Below are 23,497 nucleotides of genomic sequence, written 5' to 3' on the forward strand. Positions count from 1 at the left end.
AATTAACGTTAATTGGATTCAGGCAGGCAGTTGACGCAACTAATTTATGATTTAATACCCCGGGTTTTGCGGGAACTTTGGTCCCTCTACCACGCGGTCAATCTGCGACTGCGGAATCGGGCGCAGCATATTGAAATCCTGGACGTAAGGAGCGGCCTCCGGATTCCAGGCTTTTACCCGGCGAACGAGCGAACGGGTCCGTACCAGATCGTGCCACCGCTGCCATTCGCCGAAGAATTCACGGCTCCGCTCGTCCAGAATGAAGTCCAACGTAACATCAGCTGGCTGGATGGTCATGGCCGTTACGGCTGCTGCGTTTTGGGCCGCGGTGTTGGTTTTGCGGTACGCAGCCCGTTGCCGTACTACATTCAGGAGTGCAGCTGCTTTGGTAGCATCACCCGCTTTGAGGTACGCTTCGGCGCCGGTCATGTATACGTCCGAGAACCGGTACAGTACGCAGGGACGGGTCGAGGGGTCGTTGAAGTTAGCTCCCCGGCTTGGGTCCATGAATTTTTTCAGAGCTGGGAAGATTCCGTTGTCCCACAAGCTTGGCGGTACCACCAACCCTTTGAAAGGCCGCGTTCCGACAAACTGAGGGGCACCTGCTACTTCATAATCAGGCAACCAAACGGCAGTATCTGCTCCAGCCACGGTGGTGTAACCGATACCTCGTTTATTGTTGGCAGCCGTAGCCGTGTTGGTAACGGACGTATTGGCAATGTAAACCGTGTAGAACGAGTTCATGAAGCGCGAATCCGACGTCCGGTTGGTAAACGCCTGATCCAGGAAGTAGCTCTTACCGGCATTAGCGCCCGTTGGCCACTTGTAACTGTTGGGGCGCATCCGAACGTAAGGCCGGCCATACTGCGAATCCCGGATCATCAGGGAGGTTCCGCTGTTTACGTAAGCCCCCGCGGCACTTTTGTACGAGTTGATCCCGCTGTTGTTCGGGTAATTCCAGTTCGTAAACCAGGGGCTCAGATTCTGCGCAAATCCACCTCCCGCGGCCGCTCCCACAACGTAGTAACCATATTTCGGGTCAAGCACGTGATCGCTGACAAACATCGTTTCTTTGCCATAGTCGTTGGCGGGAACGAAGGCATCGCCATAATCCTGCCACAGGTCCAGGCCATAGGTTGATTTGTTGGCAATGATCTGATCGCAAATCGTAGCAGCCTGCGTAAAATCCGACGCTGTGTTATTGAGCCAGCCACGTGTCAGGTACGCCTTTGCCAGCAGCAGCTGGGCAACGGGTTTGGTAGCAGCTTTACCCAGAAACGGTGCCGTTGGCGTGTTCGGCAGATCGGCGGCTGCTTCGGTCAGGTCTTTGATGATCAGTTCATACACCTGCGCAACGGGTTGACGCGAAGCCGCCTGCGAAGGCGTCGTGATGAATTCGGTGCTGAGCGGTACGTCTCCCCAGGTCTGTACCAGATAAAAGTACCAGAACCCGCGCAGGAATTTAGCCTGTGCCAGATACTGCTTCCGGGTAGCCTCGGGCAAATCGATCGTCTGTCCGTACTTAAGTACCCCGTTCAGCGTGTTAATATCCTGAAATGCTGTCCCCCAGGCCGCGCCGAAGTTACTCCCGTTCAGACCGTTATACGTATAGGGAACGGGTGTTCCGGCACTGGCCCCTTGTAAAAACTCGTCGGTTCCGGCCTGCATTTCGACGGTAAAGCCTTCGGTTCCCCACTGGCCCCGGAGATCATTATACACCCCGGCAATACCGCCCAATACTCCGGAAGGGCTGTTGAAGTACGACGGTACAATCTGCGACTGTGGATTCTCCTCCAGGATTTTTTCACAGCCCGAACTGAATGCTGCAACCAGGCCGGCGGCAAACCATATTTTTATCGATTTCATCGTAGTGTCAAAGGATTAGAATTTGAGATTTACCCCCAGTGTGAATTGCCGTACCGGCGGGTTATTCAGGTTTACAGCGATCTGACGCTCTGGCGTACCGCGATCGCTGGCTCCCTGCGGGTTCAGGGTCGACTGACCACTGGCGTAGCTGTTTCCTTCCGGATCGACGGCCAGGTGCTGGCTCACTAACGGTGAGTAGATAATGAATGGGTTCGTGGCGTTGAAATAAACCCGGGCCGAACTCATCCCGATCTTCCGAACCAACTCATTGGCGAAGGTGTATCCCAGGTTGATACTCCGGCACTTGATAAACGAGCCGTCGTAGTAACCTAGTGTCGAACCAAAATAAGCGACGGCACTGGCAGCGTCAGGAGCCGGGAACGCGTTGGTTGGGTTCGTGTCGGTCCAGTAATCGGTTTTCACCTGATTAACCCGGCCCTGGTTGAAGAACGCAAAGCCACCCGAACCCGTAGAGTTACCCGTCAGATACGGCACAATTACTTTCATCCCCATCCGGGCAAACGTAACAATCGACAGATCGAAGTTTTTGTAGCTGAACCGGCTGGTAAATCCGCCTTCCCATTTGGGCTGGAAGTTACCCAGGATCTGACGATCATTGGCGTCAATCTTCCCGTCGCCATTTACGTCTTCCACCCGGATCTGGCCTGGGAACTGAACGGGCGAGGTTTGCTTGGCCAGCGTACCATTCTCCTTATCAGCAGTTTGCCAAATGCCGATCTTTCTGTAATCGTAAATTACCGACAGGGGTTGACCCACGAACCAGCCAGCGCCAATGTTAGCCTGTTCCGTCGGCGTTGTCAGCTGCGTGATCTTCTCGCGGTTGAAGAAATACGTAATATCGGCGCTCCAGTTAAATCCTTGTGGATTGCGGAGAATATCAACCGTCAGGGCTGTTTCCAGACCCCGGCCTTCCGTCCGGCCCAGGTTTTTCAGCGTCGAGCCAGCACCGTTACTCGGCGGTAGCGGAACCGACAGCAGAATGTTTTTCGTCTGCTGGTTGTACCAATCGACCGAACCCGTAATCCGGTTGTTCAGGAAACCAAAGTCGATACCGAGATCCACCTGCGAGGTTGATTGCCAGCCCAGGCCCGTTGCTGGTAAGCTCGTCACGGTATAGGCCAGCTGCTGACCGGCCGTGCCAAGTCCGAAGTTATAATAACCAGCCGACAGTGCGCCTAGCGTGGCGTAAGCTCCTACGTTCCGGTTACCGGAAATTCCCCAGCTGCCTCGCAGTTTCAGGTTCGAAATGCCCGATACACTTTTCATGAACGGCTCTTCGATAATGTTCCAGCCCGCACCAATGGCCGGGTAGTTGAAGTACTGATTACCCGGCGACAATGTCGACGAACCGTCCCGACGCAGTGTCAGCGTTAGCAGATAGCGATCGTTGTAGCTATAGTTTACCCGACCCATGTACGACAGCAGCCCAAGTTCGGAGAACGTATTCCCAAAGTCTGAATTAGCCACGGGCGTACCGGATGCCAGCGAGAAATTTGACGTTTTAATGTAATCGGCCGGCACACCGGTTATCGTGAAACGGCTACCCAGCGTATGGTTCTTGGTGATTTCATATAGTCCGGTAACCCCTATTTTATGCTTGCCAATCGTCTTATCGTAGTACAGCAAGTGCTGGAGGTTGATATCCCAGTATTCGGTATTGCTGATCTCAGCGTTTGACGACGACTGAACTGTTGCATTGTTAAAATAGGTCAGTGGGCCGCCGTAGCCGTTGTAGTTCGACTGACTGAAGTTCAAACCGGCATTGACCCGATAGCGTAGGCCCGGCAAGATATTCCACTCAGCATATAAGCTATTGAAGGTACGTAACGACCGTGTGCGACCCAGATACGCATCCTTTTTGGTAATGATCGTCAGAGGGCTAACCGAAGCGGCATCAATTGATCCTTCCGCCGGAAACAGGTTTACCGTTCCGTCTGCATTATACGGCGCTGCCAACGGCGTTAACCGCACCAGGCCACCCGGAACACCACCACCACCCGGCGTATTGGTATAGGTAAGCGTATTGAGCGTATTCAAACCAATCTTGATGTGTTTGCCAATACGTTGGTCAATAGTTGCCCGGATGGTGTATCGTTCAAATTTTTGACTGGGAATAATACCCGTCTCGTTAAAATAGCCGAGTCCCAGCGAGTACTGCGTATTTTCAACCCCGCCTACCAGTCCCAATTGGTGGTTGGTGTTGAAGCCGGGCTTATACAGTAAGCCTTGCCAATCGGTCGAGATACCAGCCGCCAGCGCATCTCTTTCTTTCTGCGTCAGCGGGTAAGCAGTCGTGCCAGGGCTGGTACGGTTATATTTAGCGGCATCGTCTTTGAACTGAGCGTATTCCGGTCCATTCATTACGTTGAACTTACCCATGATGTTAGTGACGCCATGGTAACCGTCGTAGCTGAACACCGGTTTGCCAATTTTACCCCGCTTGGTGGTGACGAGAATTACCCCGCCCGACCCCCGCGATCCGTAGATGGCCGTCGCTGACGCGTCTTTCAGGATTTCCAGGTTGACGATATCGTCGGGGTTGATGTCGTTCAGACCACCGTAGGGAATTCCATCAACCACAACCAGCGGACCATCCAGCCCGTCGCTGCCACCAGAGCTTGTGGTCAGTGTCCGGTTGCCCCGAATCCGAATCTGTCCCTGCGAACCCGGCGTTGATCCGTTACTGATAACCGTTACGCCAGCAGCCCGGCCTTTTAGCTGATTGACCAGGTTAGGGGCCGGTACTTCCTTCAACGTAGCTTCGTTTACTGACACAACCGATCCAGTAATATCACGCTTGCGCTGCACGCCATACCCCACAACAACAACTTCATCCAGTGTCTTGTCGTCCGGTACCATATTAACGTTGATGACCGGCTGCGAACCAACAGTAACCTCTTTCGCTATGTAACCAACCAGCGAAAACACCAGCACCGCACCGTTTGCTGCAGTAAGTTTATAGTTACCATTCGCATCCGTCGTTGTGCCCCGCGTTGTTGACTTAATCTGTACGTTAACACCGGGCAACCCACTCCCTTTCTCGTCAACAACGCGACCGGAAATCTGGACGTCCAGCGTGCTCACATCCAGCATCCGTGGGGAATGTAACGATAGATCAGGGCGGAAATTTGCGATGTTCGTACCGGCGTAACTGGCTGTTGCCAAGCCTAGTAGAATGAGGCTAGGTACCCCTACCCCCCAGGTAACTTTGCCCCACAACTGAGCAGGTTTTGATTGATAAAGTAGATTCATGCGACTCATAGGATTACATGGTTCAGGAAAATCAATAAAGCAATATTCGAAAAAGCAGAACAATGTGTCATAAATACACATTTGTCGATAAACGAACCCAGATGCTGCCAGCGGCTCGCTACACAGCAGGTGGAAATCTCATTTAAAGCATATCAGGAATTGATTAGAGGGTTACGAACTGGCTGATATAATCAGACTGAAAAGCAGACACAAGCATAGGTCAATTCAGACTCTATCTATTATGTAGGCTTTATCCATGCTTTGAACTTGTAAACAATATCTTTTAGTGTACATGCTCTGCAACCGATTGCATAAAAATTAATACAATTATAAAAGGATATAATTATAAATTATTAGTCAATTTTAGCACAATCCGACTATATTTTAACATTTTTCCCGTACCAAACGAAATAACAATTTGATAGGCGCCTAATTAACTGGCTTATGTCTCCACTACAGAAAATCTGACCACTCAAGCCAACTCTACTTCCAGAATTTTCACTTGATTGCGTCTGGAGAATCTGCGTATTTTCAGTGTCTTTTCTAGGTAACTTTACTGCATTGTCTTTGGTAAGCGGATATAAGGTTAGGCTGACCAGTAAACTCGAACCAGCGATTACATCATGGATACCAAAACAAAAGCGCCAGTGGCCAAACCGATAGGGTAATCTTACTATCGATTGGACCACTGGCGCTTGTATTACGTTGACTTTCTGAAAACTAATTCGACTTATTTCCGAGTAGTAAACGTATACACAGTTGTTGAACGATACGTTTCGCCCGGTTTCAGTGTAGTCGTTGGAAAGGCGGCCTGATTAGGAGAATCCGGATAGTGCTGGGTTTCCAGACAAAAACCGGTCCGCTTCTTGTACACCCGGCCTTCTTTTCCCGTCAGCGTACCATCCAGAAAATTGCCGGTGTAAAACTGCACGGCAGGCTCAGTTGTCGACACGGTCATGACCCGGCCCGTGGTGGGTTCGTAAACCGTGGCTATTGATTTCAGGCTGCGGCTGCTGTCAGCAAACACCCAGCAGTGGTCGTATCCTTTGCCATACCGAAGCTGTGTGTCGGCCGTGTCGTTGATCCGACTACCGACCACACTCGATTTGGTGAAATCAAAGGGCGTTCCCGATACGGCTTTCAGCTCGCCGGTAGGAATGAGCGTCTGATCCACGGGCAGAAAGCGGTCTGCTTCCAGGATCAGTTCATGGCCGAGAATATCGGATGATTTTCCTGCCGACAGGTCGAAATAAGAATGGTTCGTCAGGTTAACGACAGTAGGCTTATCGGTGGTAGCCTGATAGTCGATACGCAAAGCATTATCTTTTTGCAGGGTATACGTTACCTCTACATTCAGCGTCCCCGGATATCCTTCTTCACCGTCTTTGGCCGTGTAGGCCAGTTTCAGCGCGGGCTCATTGCCCTCAACGGGTGTGGCCGTCCATACTACCTTGTCAAAGCCTTTTTTGCCACCGTGCAAGCTGTTGGGGCCATCGTTGACAGGTAAGGAGTACTCCTTGCCGTCGAGCGTAAATTTACCTTTGGCAATACGATTCCCGTACCGGCCGATCAGGGCACCGAAGTACGGATTTTTGGTCGCATAGGTGTTCAGTGAATCAAAACCCAGCGTTACGTCGGCAAACTGACCTTCTTTGTCGGGCGCAGTCAATGATACAACGATACCACCGTAATTCGTGATTTTAGCTTCCATACCCTCCGCGTTACGTAGCGTGTACAGGTCCGCCGACTGACCATCGGGCAGTTGACCGTAAGCAGCTTTAGTAATACCGGGTTTTGCCTCTGAGCTTTCTTCTTTTTTGTTCGATGTGCACGCACTCATGGTCAGACTGCCCGTCAGCAAAGCTAGGGCGATAAGTTTAGTTGACAGATTCATGAAAAGGGAATTGGGGTTTAGGGGTAGACGATAGATGCTGGACACAAGACGTTAGAAAACGGTCACGCTTGTGGTATCTTCCTGCGTCTACTTTCTTTCTTCGTTTGTCTAGTGTCTATCTTCTTTTTTCTCTCGTTAAAGCATAGCAACGCCGGTTCTTACTAACAGCGGCATAACTAGCAGCCGTTCGACTAACAGCCTTGTCCGTAGTAGGCGTCTTTGCCGTGTTTGCGCTCGTAGTGCTTCATTCGCAGCGTATCTTTGATACGGGGCGTATCGGGGTTGATGGCCAGGGTCATGTACGCCATACGGGCGACTTCTTCCAGCACGGCCGCGTTGTACACTGACTTTTCGGCGGTTTTGCCCCACGTAAACGGCCCGTGATTTTGCAGCAGCACCATCTCGACTTCTTTGTGCGACAGCCCCTTTTCCCGGAATACGTCGAAAATCTGGTTGCCGGTTTCGTGTTCGTAGTCGCCCTGAATCATCTCGTCGGTCAATGCCGGAGCGCAGGGAATATCCTGGTGGGTGTGGTCGGCGTGGGTCGTGCCGAAGATGGGAATGTCCATACCCGCCTGCGCCCAAGCGACGGCGTAGGTACTGTGCGTGTGCGTAATGCCGCCAATGTCGTCCCAGGTTTTGTACAGCAGCGCGTGCGTTTTCGTATCCGACGAGGGGCGCATGGTTCCGGCGACAATCTTCGCATCGTAGTCGCAGATAACGATGTCTTCGGGTTTGAGCAGCGCATACGGCACCCCGCTGGGCTTAATGGCAAACACGGCCTTGTCGCGATCGACAGCGCTGACGTTACCGAACGTAAACAGCACCAGGCCCAGCTCCGGCAACTGCATATTAGCCTCGTAGCACTCGGCCTGGAGGTTCTTGTAGGTGTTCATAATTGAGAGCGATTTCAAAGAGAGAAAGAGCGAAAGAGCGAAAGAGCGGCCATCCGGTACCATCGCTCTTTCACTCTTTCATCGCACCGGCGACCCGGTCTTTCGCTCTTTATAGTTCAAGTACCACCACCGACACCGGGGGCAGCGTAACCGTTAGTTCATCGCCGGATAGTTTGGCACCGGAGAAAGGTGCGGGTTTCACTTTGTTCGGCTGGGTGAAGGTGTTGTAATCCTGCACTTTGGCCGACGTCAGAATCCGACCTGATACGTTTTTCGCGCTGATGCCTTTTAGGTTTACCGTGATGGTCTGGGGCTTACCCGCGTCAATGTTGACCAGCGACACGTGCGTTTTTCCGGCTTTGTCGCGCGAGGCCGAAACCGACACGGCAGGAAGTTTGTACTCGCCCACTTTGTAGTCGTCAGCCTTCACATCGACGGGCAGCATGGTCGCGTCCTGGTGCACGTTGTACATTTCCAGCACGTGATAGGTCGGTGTCAGCAGCATCTTCGGGCCATCGGTCAGGATAACCGCCTGCAAGACGTTGATCGCCTGCGCCAGATTGGCCATCCGAACCCGTTCAGCGTGTTTGTGGAAGATGTTGAGCGTAGCCCCCGCCAGTACGGCATCTCGCATGGTGTTCTGTTGGAAGAGGAAGCCCGGATTCGTACCCGGTTCGACGTTGTACCACGCCCCCCACTCGTCGACGACCAGCGCGACCTTTTTCTTCGGATCATACTTGTCCATAATGTCCGAATGCTTCTGCACGAACTCGTCCATTTTCAGGGCTTCGTTCATGGTATGGGCGTAGTCGGTTTCGGTGAATTCCGTCGCCGACCCCTTCGCATTTTCGCCCCAGCCGAACACTGAGTAGTGGTGCAGGGCTACCCCTTCGACCATACTACCGGGGATGTTCTTCATCAGCGTTTCGGTCCAGTTAAAATCGTCGGAACTAGCCCCCGATGCAATACGGAAGATCTTTTCTTTGCCGACCTGACTGTTCATGAACGTGCTGTACTGCCGGTAGATGTTGGCGTAGTAATCAGGCTTCATGTTTCCTCCGCAACCCCAGGCTTCGTTGCCGACACCCCAGAATTTCACGTTCCAGGGTTTTTCGCGACCGTTTTGCTGCCGCAGAGTCGACATGGGGCTATTGCTCGGAAAGTTGACGTACTGCACCCATTCACTCAAATCCTGCACGGTACCACTCCCGACGTTACCGGCCAGATACGGCTCCGTACCGAGCAGTTCGCACATGTTCAGGAAGTCGTGCGTACCGAAACTGTTGTCTTCCGTAACGCCCCCCCACCAGGTGTTCACGATCTTCGGACGTTTGGCTTTCGGACCAATGCCGTCTTTCCAATGATACGTATCGGCGAAGCAGCCGCCCGGCCACCGCAGATTCGGAATCTTCATCTTCTTCAGCGCGTCGACCACATCGAGCCGCACCCCGTTTTTGTTGGGGATGGTCTTGTTGTTATCGCCGACGTAGAACCCGCCGTAGATGCAGCGACCCAGGTGTTCGGCAAAGTGACCATAGATGTGCCGGTTAATGGTCACATTCGCCCCGTCGGCATTAATCGTCGCCTTGTTCTGCGCCAGCGTGGGTATGGCGAGGGAAGCAAGGAGTAGGGTAGTAAGAAGTTTTTTCATAGTCCAATGAGTGATTGAGCGAATGAGTGCCGCAACGGAGGTTGATTGAGTGAATGCTTGGTTTTGCGTCAGCAATTATTCACTCAATCACTCATTCACTCATTCGCAATTACTTATACGCCACTTCGCTCCAGCGAAGCTCGTTTTTGAGTTGGCGCAGGCTTGTGTTTTTGTCGATCACGACCAGTTCGACGTTGAACAGTTCGGCGAAGTCTTCGACATGTTCGGTCGTCAGGTTCTGGCTGTACACTGTGTGGTGTGCGCCACCCGCGTAAATCCAGGCGGCACAGCCGGTGGCCATGTCGGGCATGGGTTTCCAGAGGGCGCGGGCCACGGGCAGTTTAGGCAGTGCCTGCGCTACCTCGACGGCTTCGACTTCGTTAACGATCAGCCGGAAGCGATTACCCATGTCGACCAGCGAGACGTTGATCGCCGGACCCGCGCCCGCGTTGAATACCAGTCGGACAGGATCTTCTTTGCCACCGATACCCAGCGGATGGATTTCGCAGGTCGGTTTGCCAGCCGCAATCGAGGGGCAAATCTCCAGCATGTGCGACCCAAGTACGAGCGGGTTCGACGGGTCGAAATGGTACGTGTAGTCTTCCATGAACGAGTTACCGCCCGGCAAACCAGCCGCCATTACCTTCATCGTACGGACCATCGCCGACGTTTTCCAGTCGCCCTCACCAGCGAAACCAAAGCCATCGGCCATCAGTCGCTGCGACGCGATACCGGGTAATTGCTTCATGCCGTGCAGATCTTCGAATGTGTCGGTGAAGGCACCGAAACCCCCATCAGTCAGGAAAGCGCGCAGGCCGAGTTCAATCCGGGCGGCATCGCGCAGGGATTCATGCTGTGCCCCACCGCGTACCAGCGAGTCCATCAGCGTGTACGTATCCGCGTACTCCTGTACGAGTTTATCTACGTCGGTGTCGGTCATTTGGTTGATAACTGCCACCAGATCGCCGATGCCGTAGGTGTTGACCGACATACCGAAGGTCATTTCAGCCGCTACCTTGTCGCCTTCGGTCACGGCTACCTGCCGCATATTGTCGCCGAAGCGGGCTACTTTCAGCGTTTTCAGTTCGTAACCGGCGACCGCTACCCGCGTCCAGGCACCGATTTGCGCCAGTACGGTTTCATCCTGCCAGTAGCCAACGACTACTTTCCGGTTCATTCGCATGCGAGAGACCATAAACCCAAACTCCCGGTCACCGTGCGCCGACTGGTTGAGGTTCATGAAATCCATATCGATGTCAGACCAGGGGATGTCGCGGTTAAACTGCGTGTGCAGGTGCAGCAGCGGCTTTTTCAGGATTGTCAGCCCCCGAATCCACATTTTGGCGGGCGAGAAGGTGTGCATCCAGGCGATCACGCCGACGCAGTTCGGCGCTACGTTCGCTTCCTGACAAATGGCGTAAATCTCGTCGGGCCGGGTAACGGTCGGTTTGAAAACCACCCGTACTGGCACAGCCGCGTTGCTATTCAGGAACTGCGCGATCTGCGTCGAGTGATCGGCCACCTGCCGCAGCGTTTCATCGCCATAAAGGTGCTGACTGCCGGTTACGAACCAAACTTCGTAGTGTTTTAAATCAAGCATTGTATTCGGTTGTCGATCAGTTTATTTCTTGTATCTTTTTTCAGTCATCCGCGTTTTTTTGTCATCCCGATGTCAGGAGGGATCTTCGGTAGCAGGCTATTTATTTGCTTTTACCGAAGATCCCTCCTGACATCGGGATGACAAACAATACGGTTTATGCGTTGACGAGCTCAGCGTTTTTTGCTAATTCGCCTTCCACAAAGCCACCCAGTTTCCGGTAGCGCTGATACAGCGTTTCGTAGATGGGCACCAGTTCCGGGCGGGGGTGGTACTCGGCGTCGAAGCCAGAACCCATCGCCTGCTGAGCCGCTTCCATTGTGGGATGCACACCTGCCGCAACGGCCGCGCACATAGCCGCCCCCAGCGCACACGCCTGATCGGCCTGCGCGACCTGAATGGGTTTGTTCAGTACGTCGGCCAGTGTTTGCATCACGAACGCCGATTTCTTGGCGACACCCCCAATAGCGATCACTTTCTTGATGGGGACGCCTTCTTCGACAAAGCGGTCGACGATACTGCGCGAACCAAAGGCCGTGGCTTCCACCAGCGCCTTGAACACGCGGGGGGCATCGGTACCCAGATTCAGGCCGGTAATGGCTGACTTGAGCATATGGTTGGCATCAGGTGTACGGCGGCCGTTGATCCAGTCGAGGGCAATCAGATCGGTTGGGGTGACGGGCAACTGTTCAGCCTGTTTGGTCAGGTGCGGAATTAGTTTGGCCGCCATCGTATCAGCGGCTTCATCGCCTAGCAGTTCACGAACAGGCTTGGTAATCAGCCGGGCAAACCAGGCATAGACATCGCCAAAGGCCGACTGACCCGCTTCCAGACCCAGCATACCCGGCGCCACCGACCCATCGACCTGCCCGCAGATACCGCGAATCAGCCGGTGACCAATTTCTTCATTGGGGGCCATCAGAATGTCGCAGGTTGAGGTACCGATGATGCGGACGAACGCGTACGGTTCGATCTCGGCACCAATAGCACCCATATGCGCGTCGAACGCGCCCACACCTACGACTACATCCGTCGACAGTCCCAGTTTCTCCGCCCATTCCGGCGACAGCGTACCCATTGCCTGATCGGAGGTGTAGGTATCGTGAAAGAGCCGGTCGCGCTGACCAGCCAGCAGCGGATCGAGTTTGGTCAGAAATTCTTCAGACGGCAATCCGTCGAATTCGGCGTGCCAGAGGGCTTTGTGCCCTGCGGCACAACGCGACCTTTTTAAGGTCAGTGGGTTGGTATTCCCCGTCAGCACCGCCGAAATCCAGTCGCAATGCTCGATCCACGAGAACGCTTTTTCACGAACGGCCTCATCGACGCGAATGGTACGGAGCATCTTGGCCCAGAACCATTCCGACGAGTAAATACCACCGACGTATTTGGTGTAGTCGGTATCCCAGTGGTGCGCCAGGTTATTAATTTCCTCGGCTTCGGCGTTGGCAGTATGGTCTTTCCAGAGGATAAACATCCCGTTCGGATTCTCGGCAAAGTCGGGCCGCAGCGCCAGCGGCAGGCCGGTTTCGTCGACCGGGCCGGGGGTTGACCCGGTCGTATCGATGGAGATACCAACGACCTGCCCGCGAACCTCCGCCGGAGCCTGTGCCAGTGCGCCTTTGATTGTCGCTTCGATGCCCTCAATATAGTCGAGCGGGTGCTGCCGGAACTGCGACGTAGCCGGGTCGCAATACAGCCCCTGCTTCCAGCGGGCATACTCATGTACATGCGTACCGACCGCCTGACCGGTCTGGGTATCAACAATCAGCGCCCGGACCGAGTCGGTACCGAAATCGACGCCAATTACGTAAGGATGATTCATGGAGTGACCAGAATTTTAATGAAGATCAGTGAGCATTGGTCTAACCGAGTTGCTGCGTAGCCGTGTGCAATCAGGTCTCCCGGTTCAATGAGTTGATTGGTTTAGTTACAAAGAGAAGTTGGTAAATTCAGGCAAAAACGCCTGATAGCCACTTAGATAACGCTGAAATTTCTGTTGATCTAGTCTGTAGAGCTGTGCCTTCTTCGTAGCCGAACTCTGGTCTTTCTCGCCCGTTGCGATCAGTAATTCAGTTCCCAGAATCTTACGACTGAAATTTCGCCGATCTAGCTTGATGTCGTAGATCGCTTCGTAGAGTTTTTGCAATTGAGGCACCGTAAATTTTTCGGGTAAAAGCTCAAAGCCTATTGGGTAAAGGGAGGCTTTGTAACGCAACTGACGAAGGGCAGCTTCAACCATGTGGTCGTGATCGAAAATGAGGTCCGGTTTGTTGGTCAGGGCGATCCACGATGCATTGTGTTCCTTCAGCGTTACGGGATCCTGATCGTTTATATTCACGAGGGAATAGTACACCACCGAGATAGTCCGCTCAACGGGATCCCGGCTGACCGTACCGAACGTTTGAAGCTGCTCCAGATAATTGTTGCGCAGGCCCGTCAGTTTAAACAGCACCCGCGTGGCTGCGTCTTCCAGATTCTCTTCAGCATCAAGAAACCCGCCCATCAGCGACCACTTGCCGGACTCGGGTTCAAAGTTTCGCTTGATGAGCAACAGCTTCAGCGACTCCCCATCAAATCCGAAGATGATGCAGTCCAGCGCAACCAGTATTCGGCTATCGTGGGAATAACTTTGCATAGTCAGTAAGCCTGGATTGTGTACAAATTACATGATTTATGTGTTAAATGTACACAAATCTCTGACGAGCCAAAGCCAGCGGGTTTGACGATCTACTTTTGCCGATCAGAAAACTAACGAAATTTTTGGTCAGTTTTTCGTTATTAGGTTTTTCACTACGTCACCGTTCAAGATTTAATTACCTGGTAATCAGATCCAATTCAGCATATCCAACCGCGTTATCATCCTGCGTGTTACGTACGGCCCGTAAGCGTACGTAACGCGCTTTTACCGGTTTGAATGTCTTTACCTGCCACAGAGGATTGTTTTTGATGTTGGCGAACTCGCCGGTATCTACTACGTTCCACTGCTGGTTATCCGGCGACACAGCAAACTCATAGCTGGTAATGATACCACTTGTCCGGCCCTGACCGGGTAAGTATTTAAACCCAGTTAAATTTTCCTCTTTGCCTAAATCAATAACCAGGTCTACTGGCAGTTTCTGGTTCTGCGGTTGGTACCAGGCGGAAGCTGGGTTGCCGTCAATTACAGCGCTTGCTTGCTCATCCGTGCTACTGATAATTTTCCACTTAGTGTGGTCAATGTCGTATTTTTCCCGGACGACCGTACTGCTTTTGCCCGATGCAGCGTCGTAAGCGACAGCCTGCACATCCACTTTGCCAGCCGTTGTGATTGGCCCTGCGTACCGTTGAGAATTTTTCGTGGGTACGCTACCGTCCAGCGTGTAATAGACGACGGATTCCTTGTCGGCGGGTTTGATCAGTACGTCCCCCTTTTTGTTGCGGGTGATGGTTGGCGCAATGAGTACCTGGGGCGCATTGTAGACGCTTACATTGGCAATCACCGGATTGCTTTTAGCATCAGTTATCGTAAACCGAAGCTGTGTCGCCGTGACAGTAGGGAGAATCAGGATTCGTTTGTAACCGATGGTTGTTTGCTTAGCCAGCTCTTTCCAGTCTCCATTGACCAGAGCCTCCACCGTAAAAGCTTTTACACGCTGTCCCAGGCGAATGTATTCCTGCGCCAAGACGCGGTTGAAGGTCGTAGGTTTGCCGAAATCAATAGTCAGGGATGCCGTTTTTACCTGATCGTCGGTGGTCCAGTACGTATTCTTATCACCGTCCAGTGCTTTGTCCGCCCCAAACTCCCTGGCATTTCCCCGGACGTTCGACGCGCTCACCTGCTTTTTGGCAGCCAGATCTACCGCAAAGGCTTCTTTTACGGCTTTGGCCAGCCCGACTGCGGCTTTTTCATCGGTTTCGTGGATGAGTCCCCGCCGGTCAATGGGGAAATTAAGCAGCAGTGTCCCGTTCCGCCCGAATGAGCTGTAATAGGTGGTCAGTAACTGAGGCAGTGTTTTTACCCGGCTGTCTTCGTATTCGTGGTAGAACCAGCCCGGCCGGATCGACGTGTTCACTTCGCCCGGTACCCAGGCATTGCCGTTTTCCACACCATGACGTAACATGTCCTCAGGGACATCGCCCGTAGCGTTCAGCAAACTCCAGTTGGTTTCGCCAACGTAGCCTTCTTCGGTACCTACCCAACGTAGATCGCCCCGTTCTCCACCATCATTCCAGATGACGATGTTCGGCTGTAGCTGGCGAATGAGCTTGTACGTGTTTTTCCAGTCGTAGTAGGTAGTGCGATCAATCTTTCGGGTTTCCCGGGCACCACCGTAATAACCCGAACCGCCGTTGGCGCCATCAAACCAGATCTCGAAAATATCGCCGTAATTGGTCAGTAACTCCGTCAGCTGATTTCTGAAATACGTGATGTACTCCGGACGACCATACCCCGCGTAGTTTCGATCCCAGGGCGATAAATAGATACCTAATTTGAGACCGTATTCCTTGCAGGCATTGGCCAAATCACGAATAATGTCTCCTTTGCCGTTTTTCCAGGGCGAGTTTTTAACCGAATACTCCGTGTACTTCGACGGCCACAAGCAGAACCCGGAATGGTGTTTTGCCGTCACAATAATTCCTTTCATCCCCGCTTCTTTGCAGACCCGTGCCCACTGGCGGCAATCGAGTTTGTCCGGGTTAAAAATCTTGGGATCATCATCGCCATAGCCCCATTCCTGGTCGGTAAACGTATTGGTCGAGAAATGGACAAAGGCATAGTACTCCATCTCCTGCCACCGCATCTGATTTTCATTGGGCACGGGTCCAAAAGGCTTGGGGGGCGTTACCTGGGCTTGTACGGTATTGATCAAACATACGAGAAGCGCGAGCGCGACTACAAGTTGTCTGTTCAGTACATGAGTGACGGTTGTACAATTGACTTTCATGGCGATTTTCGTCAGATCAGAATGTAAACAGGCGAGCCGATCAGGACGTTTTTTCAGAAGGACCAACGCCAAAGTTACGGAGGGCTCGACGTTCACAAGCTCAAATTGCTGTGTTTATAATCCCGTAAACTTGATTTAGCGGTGATTTGAGTACTTCTAGGGTTGTAAATAAGTGAAACAAGTCGATTTCCCGGTTTAGTAGTCTGTAGGCAACACGGTTATCTGAATGGGTTTAATGTCGCAGCTTAAACTTTCTTAATAGTAATTTAAGGTCTTACTTATTCCCGCTCCTTACCTTTCCTGCTCATGAACTGGCTAAGAAGCTATCGATACACATTTATAGGACTCTTCTGGACGCTTACACTTGCCGCACAGCCTACACAGTCGGTGTCGGGACGGGTTTTGGGCTATCTAGCAAACCAGGTTGGGGACTACGATGGTCTGCGGCTTCGCACAACCGCCGGGGTTACGCTGCTCCGTTTCCCGCCCCACACGGCCGCTCAGGTACTGAAGCTGGCGCCCGTCGGGCAAACAGTGCTGGCTACGGGAATCAGGCATGTTCCACCGCTGGCACGGACATCTGATGGGCAGGAAGCAGCTACCGAGTACCGGCTGATAAGCCTGGTTAACCAAACCAGGAAAACCAGTTTGCAGATCGCCGATCTTCCTCCGCCCCCGCCCGCACAGGGGAAATTGGTAGAAGCCGAAGGTCCACTAACCGGCGAGCTCCGCGATGAAGCCGGTCGCTTGTCGGCGCTCGTTACCGACCGGTATGTGATTGACCTGAAACCCCATCAGCGTGAATCCATTCAGGCCTTACTGGAGGGAGTTCGTCGGCTGGGTGTGGCGGGGTATGAGCGAACGGCGATGGGGTTCGTTAACACAACGGGGCGGAAGCTGATTCACCCAACAGCACTAACGATTAACGGACAAACTTTTGTGTTGTAAATGCGAATACTATTAATCGACGACGAAGAGAAGCTGGCACTGCACCTGCAAAAAGGCTTGAATCAGGCCGGTTATTCAGTCGACGTGGCTCTGTCGGGCACCGCCGGACTGGAACAGGCAGCGCTGGGTACCCACGATTTAATTCTGCTCGATTTGATGTTGCCTGGCACGACTGGTTTTGACCTGTTGCGAAACCTCCGTGACTTCGGTATTGACACACCCGTGATGATCCTCAGCGCACTCAACCAGTCGCAGCACGTTGTGCGGGGTCTCGATTTAGGAGCCGTCGATTACCTGCGTAAACCGTTTGAGCTTGACGAACTGCTGGCTCGCATCCGGACTGTGCAGCGGGGGCAAGCCGGGAGCCGTCTGCCCGTCTGGCGCGTAGCCGACCTGACCATGGACCTCGCCACTCGTGAAGTGAGTCGGGCCGGTAAAACGATCACCCTCACGCCCCGCGAATATCAGTTGCTGGAGCAGTTCATGCGTCAGCCCGGGCGGGTATTGTCCAAGGCGCAGCTAACCGAGAAAGTCTGGGATTCAGACTTCGACCGGGGTAGTAATGTAGTGGAGGTCCACATGCATCAGCTGCGCAAAAAAATTGATAAAGGGTTCGACGCGCCCTTACTCGAAACAGTGGTGGGCGTGGGCTACCGGCTGCGCGGTACGCTGACCAACGCTTAATCCGGCCGATCGATACTCATGATGACCGCCTTACGTCCGGCCCGGAGCATTCGGTTTAAAATCGGGCTGGTTTTCGGTGCTACGTTTTTTCTGGGGTTTACCGGGGCCGCCGGATACCTCTTCAGCCGGGTGCGCACGGTACTGATTGATCAGGATAACCGCACGCTGACCGACCGGGCAAGCCGGCTTTCAGAGCGTACGTCGGTCTATCCACTGGTGATTCCCCTACCCGACCGGGGTGAGGTTATGGCCTTGTGGTTTGCCAGCGGTACATTCCGCAAACGTCTCTACAAGTCCCCACATTTCCCCGCGGATTCATCGTATTTGACGGCAAAAAGCGCGGTAGAAATCGACACGTTTCGACTAACAAAATTCGTGCGGGCAGCCGACGACGGATACGGCAAACTTATTACGGTAGTCGGGCACAGCAGTCGCCCCCTACATCGAGAATTGCGTAGTATAGTCGTGTTGCTATTGCTAACGTTATTGGGTAGCATCGTCGTATCGGGACTGAGCGCCTGGTGGCTGAGTGGCTGGTTGTTACGTCCGCTGCAATCGATCATTACCTCGGCACAATCAGTCAGTCGCGCCGAACAGACGACACCCATTCCGATTCCTGATTCCGGCGATGAGTTACAGGAGCTGGCCGAAACCATCAACCAGATGCTGGCCCGAATCGGGCAGGCAGTCGAAACGCAGCATACCTTTTTTGCCGCTGCCTCGCACGAGCTCCGAACGCCCCTGAGCATTCTTCGAACGGAAATCGAAGTCGCCCAGCACGAAGCCATTAACGATCGCGAGCGAGGATTTCTCCACAGCCAGCTCAATGAATTACGTCGACTCAGCCGACTGGTCGACGACCTGCTGGCGATGAGTCAGCTGCGGGCGGGGACCCTGCAATTACGCACCGAACCCATTGACCTTGACGACCTGACGCTCCATCTGGTCGAACGCTACCAACGAGCCATCAACGAGCGCGAATTGTATTTATCCATCTCACTCGATGAAACCGCCGATCAGCTAGCCGTTCGGGCCGATCTCGACAAGCTGACGAACGTACTGTTGAATCTGCTTGATAACGCCGTCAAATACGCTACCCCGGCCACCCAGCTCGACTTGGCGTTGAACAGGGAGAATACCCAAATCACCTGGTCATTAACGAATCAGACGACCGCCCCGCTCCCCGACCCTGATCGGCTAAGCCGCGAATTTTACCAGGCCGATCCCCAGCATGACGGATATGGGTTAGGCCTGTGGATTAGTCATCAGGTTATGCGACTGATGGGCGGCACGCTCCAGGTATCCGGAACCGGTGGAAAATTCAGGACCGAACTCCGGCTACCAATAAATGAGGGAAGCCCGTCAGACGGACTTCCCTCGAACTAATAATAAACGATCGGTTGGAATTAATTGCGGGCTTCGGCCATCAGCAACTCACCGGTTGATGTCAAGCGAACCTTGTATAGTTGCTTACCAACTGCGACATCAAGCATGTATTCGCCCGTAGTGCCGGTTGGCGGGGTGTTTAGCTCGACCGCCAGGAAGGTGTAACCGCTGAAATTCGATTGCAAATAAGACCCAACAGCTGACGGGAGCTTGCTGCTGTCCAGGATGAACGACCGGTTAGCTGACGCTGGCGGAGCTGGTGGCGTTGCGGTACCTGAGCCGGGAGCCGTGGCCGTTCCCGATACAGGTGCCTTCGGCACGGGTGGTGCGGGCGGAGCCGGGGCAGTCGCCGTGCCCGAAACGGGAGCGGTTGCCGTACCTGACACGGGGGCCGTAGCCGTTCCCGATACAGGAGCGCCCGGACCGGCAGGGGGCGTTGGCGTAACGGTTGCCCCGCTCGCGCTCAGGTGCAGCGTTGTTGGCTGGTTGTTGCTAAAGAGTTTTACGTCGTATTGCGCCACACCGTCGTGAACGTGAAGCTCAGTCCAGCCGTAGGTGTACGATCCATACGTACTGCTGCTGATCACGCTGGCCACCGCAGTTGGTAGTTCAGACCGCGTTACGTAGCTAACCGCGTGATCACCTGCGGGTGCAGGTGGGGGCGTTGGGCCACCCTGGGGTCCGGTGGGTTTAGCTACCAGCGCGTTGTTGGCGTCAAAATCCAGGTCAACCAGCGTTCCATTCTGAAGAAACTTAACCTTTGTCCCCTCAAACGTTGTCGTACCGGGCTGGCGCTTGCGGTCTACTTTCAGCAGTGAATAACCGGCATACTTCTGATCCAGATACCTTTTTACGCCAGATGGCAATGTCGACGCAGGCAGTGGAGAAATCAGCGTAATAGCCTGCGCTGACGAGCCGACACGAGCGTTAGCTACCGAAAGCTGATCGGGACCAATTGTACCATTTTTACTGCAACTTGCCATCAACACAATAGATAGTACAGAGGCCGTTAGAATTATTTTTTTCATTGGATTTGTTTGTTTAATAATCCAAAAATGCCAGCCTGATATGAAGAAAGGCTTAAGAAAAAATTAATTCATCCACAGGCGTTAACGCTGGGGCGTCCGATCTTTTTTCTGACTTACAATCTCGTTCAGCAGGATGGTCAGGTCGTTATTCATTAGCTTGATTTCGGTTTCCAGTTCTCCCAACATTGTCGCCCGTAGCGTCAGCGCTTCGGCGTCGTAGTCATCACCCGCACCAAAGTAATCAACCTCGTGGTGGGGCTTTTTCGCCCGTTTTCCGGCGGCATTAAGTGACGTCAGCACTTCCCAGTGTTCACGCAGTTCGGTGACGACTGTCTGACGCTTACCGACGCGAGGCTGATTAAGGTAATACCAAACCAGCGGAGCAAACAGCGTTGATCGAACTGTTTTATCTTGACCAGTCATGTCCAGCTTAGGGCGTTCCCAAATCTCGCGTAGTGGATTGCGAACGTGGGAGTAGGCAATACGGGGTGGTTTCTGGCGAAGGGCCAGTACACCCAGCGCGCCCTCCCCTACGCCCCCGGCAACGTGCAGCCAGTCAGCCGTTACGTGTTCTTCATGAAGATTTAGTATACTGGCCCCGATGATAGCAACGGCACCAATCGTGATCGCACTGATAGTCATGCGCTTCTCGCGGATATTTTCCCGGCGCGTTAACAGTGTTGCCGTCAGTGTAGCACGTTTGGTATCACAGTCAAGCAGGGCCGAAGCCGTGGCAATGTCCGCAGTCGCAAGCTGAAGCTGATCGGAAATCCGCTGCCGTACGGTCAGGTACGCAGTTGAGGGCGTCGATCCGGCTCCCGTCTCTTCCGCTTCCAGTTTAGTCAGCTGCGTCAGCAGGGGGATCAGGCCCACCGCCTGGGCCATTCGTAGCGCCCGTGGCCCATAGCGTCCCCGCAACAACGTTTCTTCGGCGGAACCGACCTGCATGGAAGCCGGGCGAAATACGTAGCCAGATGTATGGCTTGAATCGATCTCGCAGTGATCCTGCGCTACCCGTTGTAGAGCTTCCGACGCGCGCCGACTGCTCATACAGCCGCTTGCCAACAAAAAGATAGAGAGGCTAAACAGAACGTAAACCCTTGGTTTGAAAACGAGAATGTTCATGAAAATTGGTTGAGTAAGTAATGCCTTTTGCGAGGCAAAATCAGGCGTTTTTTTTGCCGGTTTCGGGGACGAAAAACCAAAGCACAGCCACGGCGGCTACGGCAATACCAGAAAGCACCAGAAAGACCGTATTGTAGTTACTTCGTTGCAGAATCCCCCCCGCAAACGCATTGCTCAGCGAGGCTCCCAGTCCCACGGCGGTAGCGATGGCGCCCTGCGTGGTATTAAACAGACCGCTGCCCCGCGTGAGATCGGAAACCACCAGGATCGACAGAACCCCGAAGATTCCCGCCCCTACCCCATCGAGAATCTGAATAGCCACCAGTAACGTGGGTTCGTTGGTCAACGTGTATAGTACCCCTCGAATGGGCAGCACCGCGAACGCAATCAGCAGCAGCCGTTTGCGCCCCGACGGGGCCAATTTACCCGCCCAGTGACTGACGGGAATCATGACGACCTGGGCCACAATGATACAGGCCGACATGTAGGCCGACGACGTACCTGCGTCGATACCCTGGGCCAGTCGCTGCCCTAGTAGCGGAAGCATAGCCGCGTTAGCGAAGTGAAAGAGGACACAGGCCAGCGCAAAAAAAAGAATGGAACGATTTTTCAGAATAGCCCGCCAGCCCGATGGTTTGTCGTTCGTGTCGGCATCTTCACCGTCGGGACACCCCCGCGCCAGATCGTGATCGATGTCTTTCTCCTGAATTCGCCAGATCGCGAAGCTGCTAATCAGCGACATCACCGATAATAGGACGAAAATACCGGCACTGCTGACGTAGTACCCAATCAGTCCGGCCAGCAGAGCCGCAAATACGTTCCCGGCGTGGTTGAACGTTTCGTTACGTCCTACCCGACCGTCCAGGGCTTTGGGCCCCACGATTCCCAGCGTAATAGCCGCAATCGCGGGTACGAACCAGGCGGCAGCAACGCCCATCGCTACTTGCCCGCCAATAATTACGCCGTAGGTAGGAAACGAGATGGTCAACAGAGCCGCCGATGCAATCAGCAGGGACGCCACCACCGAAAACAATCGTTTATAGCGGGTACGGTCGACAAGTGCTCCCGCGGGCGTCTGCGTCGCGACGGTAGCAATCCCCATCACCGACATAGCGATGCCGATATTCTGGGCATCCCAATGCAACGTTGTGAGCAGGTAAATGGCCAGATACGGACCAAGGCCGTCGCGCACGTCGGCCAGAAAAAAATTAGCTGCGTCGAGCGCGCGCAGACTTCCTTTACCCGGTTGTCGGGTACGGGGAGCGGGTACAGTGTTAACCATTTTTCGTAACGTTGAGATAGTTAATTGAGTAAAACCTTGTTGCCTCCCAGAATGGGCAGCCTGAATTTTGGTAACCTACTAGCGTAAAATGTATTCCATTCGGGCAATTTGTAAGAAAAAACCGGAGCCAATCGGCTACGAATGACTCCGGCTTCTCAGTTATTGGATAAGATAAGACTGGCCACCCACCGTCAGCACTGATGCGCGCACCGTAGTATGCTTTTGCAGTTGTACCTGTCCTTCACCCAGTGGCTGGGCATACCCGTCGACGGTAATGGTGCTGCCTTTCGGAACCAGCGTCGCCAGTTGCCCGGCGACGTGCGGTGGCACTTTTACCACCGTCTGGTCACTCATAATCAACCCATTGATCTGTCCTTCCCGGTTCAGCCGAAAGTCAGCCACCTTACACTGATGTTCTGCCGCGTTGGCGTCACCGGATTCTGGGGCAGGGCTGGTGGCGCATCAACGACCTGCGATTTGCCTGCATCGAGCTTCACCAGTTTGAACATCGCTTCGCCCATCGGACTAAGCTCGCTGTAGCCCGTTACGGTCACGCGATTTCCGGATTTAACGGCCGCGTTAATCTGCTGTCCCAGGTGCGTACCAAACCGCACGGTTTGGGCAGTACTGCTGGCGTTTATGGTAAAGCCGTTCAGAATTCCGTCCTCGTTAGCGGTCAGCTGCCCTACCGTACCCGACAATGTCGTCAGCGAGGTTATCGCCTGGGACCGGGGGCCACGGGGACCTCCCGGCATAGGTGGTTTTGGTCCGGCATCAGCCAGTTGAACCGGCGGAGCGGGAGCCCCCGCTGGAACCTGAGCGTGAAGCAGTGGCGCAACTAACATACCTAGCAGGAGGGCGGTGTATAAGGTTACCTGTTTCGTTTGCATGACTTTTGTTGTTTTGGTACGCTGGCAAACCTATGGGTGCCAGCTAAGTGCA

The 23,497-nt window shown here is 53.7% G+C and carries 17 protein-coding genes; 3 read left to right on the forward strand and 14 right to left on the reverse strand.

The annotated features are described in order from the left end of the window. Positions 1-51: 51 nt before the first annotated feature. From HU175_RS16655 to HU175_RS16695, 9 genes are all read right to left on the reverse strand, one after another. Positions 52-1,866, reverse strand: a complete 1,815-nt coding sequence (locus HU175_RS16655; protein WP_176567662.1) for a RagB/SusD family nutrient uptake outer membrane protein — start codon at positions 1,864-1,866, stop codon at positions 52-54. A 15-nt stretch (positions 1,867-1,881) separates the two neighbouring features. Further along, entirely contained in the window at positions 1,882-5,139 is a 3,258-nt protein-coding gene (locus HU175_RS16660) for a SusC/RagA family TonB-linked outer membrane protein (protein WP_228724185.1), read from the reverse strand. A gap of 730 nt (positions 5,140-5,869) precedes the next feature. After that, positions 5,870-7,033, reverse strand: coding sequence for an aldose epimerase family protein (locus HU175_RS16665; RefSeq protein WP_176567663.1), 1,164 nt, complete (start codon positions 7,031-7,033; stop codon positions 5,870-5,872). A 191-nt stretch (positions 7,034-7,224) separates the two neighbouring features. Continuing rightward, positions 7,225-7,929 carry an L-ribulose-5-phosphate 4-epimerase gene (locus tag HU175_RS16670; protein ID WP_176567664.1) on the reverse strand — a complete coding sequence of 235 codons (705 nt, stop codon included), beginning with the start codon at positions 7,927-7,929 and terminating at the stop codon, positions 7,225-7,227. A gap of 109 nt (positions 7,930-8,038) precedes the next feature. Further along, positions 8,039-9,580, reverse strand: coding sequence for an alpha-N-arabinofuranosidase (locus HU175_RS16675; RefSeq protein ID WP_176567665.1), 1,542 nt, complete (start codon positions 9,578-9,580; stop codon positions 8,039-8,041). Between the two features lie 109 nt (positions 9,581-9,689). Continuing rightward, positions 9,690-11,180, reverse strand: a complete 1,491-nt coding sequence (gene araA, locus HU175_RS16680; RefSeq protein ID WP_176567666.1) for an L-arabinose isomerase — start codon at positions 11,178-11,180, stop codon at positions 9,690-9,692. A gap of 154 nt (positions 11,181-11,334) precedes the next feature. Continuing rightward, positions 11,335-12,999, reverse strand: a complete 1,665-nt coding sequence (locus HU175_RS16685; RefSeq protein WP_176567667.1) for a ribulokinase — start codon at positions 12,997-12,999, stop codon at positions 11,335-11,337. Positions 13,000-13,104: 105 nt separating this feature from the next. After that, positions 13,105-13,812: an NUDIX hydrolase gene (locus tag HU175_RS16690; protein ID WP_176567668.1), complete on the reverse strand. Its 708-nt coding sequence runs from the start codon at positions 13,810-13,812 to the stop codon at positions 13,105-13,107. A gap of 178 nt (positions 13,813-13,990) precedes the next feature. Then, positions 13,991-16,102 (reverse strand): discoidin domain-containing protein, encoded by a 2,112-nt coding sequence (locus tag HU175_RS16695; RefSeq protein WP_176567669.1) that lies wholly within the window; start codon positions 16,100-16,102, stop codon positions 13,991-13,993. A 306-nt stretch (positions 16,103-16,408) separates the two neighbouring features. Between HU175_RS16695 and HU175_RS16700 the strand changes: the two genes are divergently transcribed. From HU175_RS16700 to HU175_RS16710, 3 genes are read left to right on the forward strand one after another with little or no spacing between them, the layout of a single operon-like run. Further along, positions 16,409-17,050 carry a hypothetical protein gene (locus HU175_RS16700; RefSeq protein ID WP_176567670.1) on the forward strand — a complete coding sequence of 214 codons (642 nt, stop codon included), beginning with the start codon at positions 16,409-16,411 and terminating at the stop codon, positions 17,048-17,050. Then, entirely contained in the window at positions 17,051-17,734 is a 684-nt protein-coding gene (locus HU175_RS16705; RefSeq protein WP_176567671.1) for a response regulator transcription factor, read from the forward strand. It begins immediately after the preceding gene. A gap of 18 nt (positions 17,735-17,752) precedes the next feature. Next, on the forward strand, positions 17,753-19,120 hold the full coding sequence (locus tag HU175_RS16710; protein ID WP_176567672.1) for a sensor histidine kinase: 1,368 nt from the start codon (positions 17,753-17,755) through the stop codon (positions 19,118-19,120). A 20-nt stretch (positions 19,121-19,140) separates the two neighbouring features. On the opposite strand, the gene HU175_RS16715 is transcribed toward HU175_RS16710, so the two are convergent. The 5 genes from HU175_RS16715 to HU175_RS16735 form a co-directional block, all read right to left on the reverse strand. Then, positions 19,141-20,148 carry a hypothetical protein gene (locus tag HU175_RS16715; RefSeq protein WP_176567673.1) on the reverse strand — a complete coding sequence of 336 codons (1,008 nt, stop codon included), beginning with the start codon at positions 20,146-20,148 and terminating at the stop codon, positions 19,141-19,143. Positions 20,149-20,229: 81 nt separating this feature from the next. Next, positions 20,230-21,273, reverse strand: coding sequence for a hypothetical protein (locus HU175_RS16720; protein WP_176567674.1), 1,044 nt, complete (start codon positions 21,271-21,273; stop codon positions 20,230-20,232). Between the two features lie 40 nt (positions 21,274-21,313). After that, positions 21,314-22,555 (reverse strand): MFS transporter, encoded by a 1,242-nt coding sequence (locus HU175_RS16725; protein ID WP_176567675.1) that lies wholly within the window; start codon positions 22,553-22,555, stop codon positions 21,314-21,316. A 159-nt stretch (positions 22,556-22,714) separates the two neighbouring features. After that, complete coding sequence (locus HU175_RS16730) at positions 22,715-22,957, reverse strand: hypothetical protein (protein WP_176567676.1); 243 nt, start codon at positions 22,955-22,957, stop codon at positions 22,715-22,717. After that, entirely contained in the window at positions 22,939-23,445 is a 507-nt protein-coding gene (locus HU175_RS16735; protein ID WP_176567677.1) for a hypothetical protein, read from the reverse strand. Before HU175_RS16735 ends, HU175_RS16730 begins: the two co-directional genes overlap by 19 nt. Between the last annotated feature and the right edge of the window lie 52 nt (positions 23,446-23,497).

The sequence above is a fragment of the Spirosoma sp. KUDC1026 genome (assembly GCF_013375035.1).
In the GTDB taxonomy this organism is placed as follows: Bacteria; Bacteroidota; Bacteroidia; order Cytophagales; family Spirosomataceae; genus Spirosoma.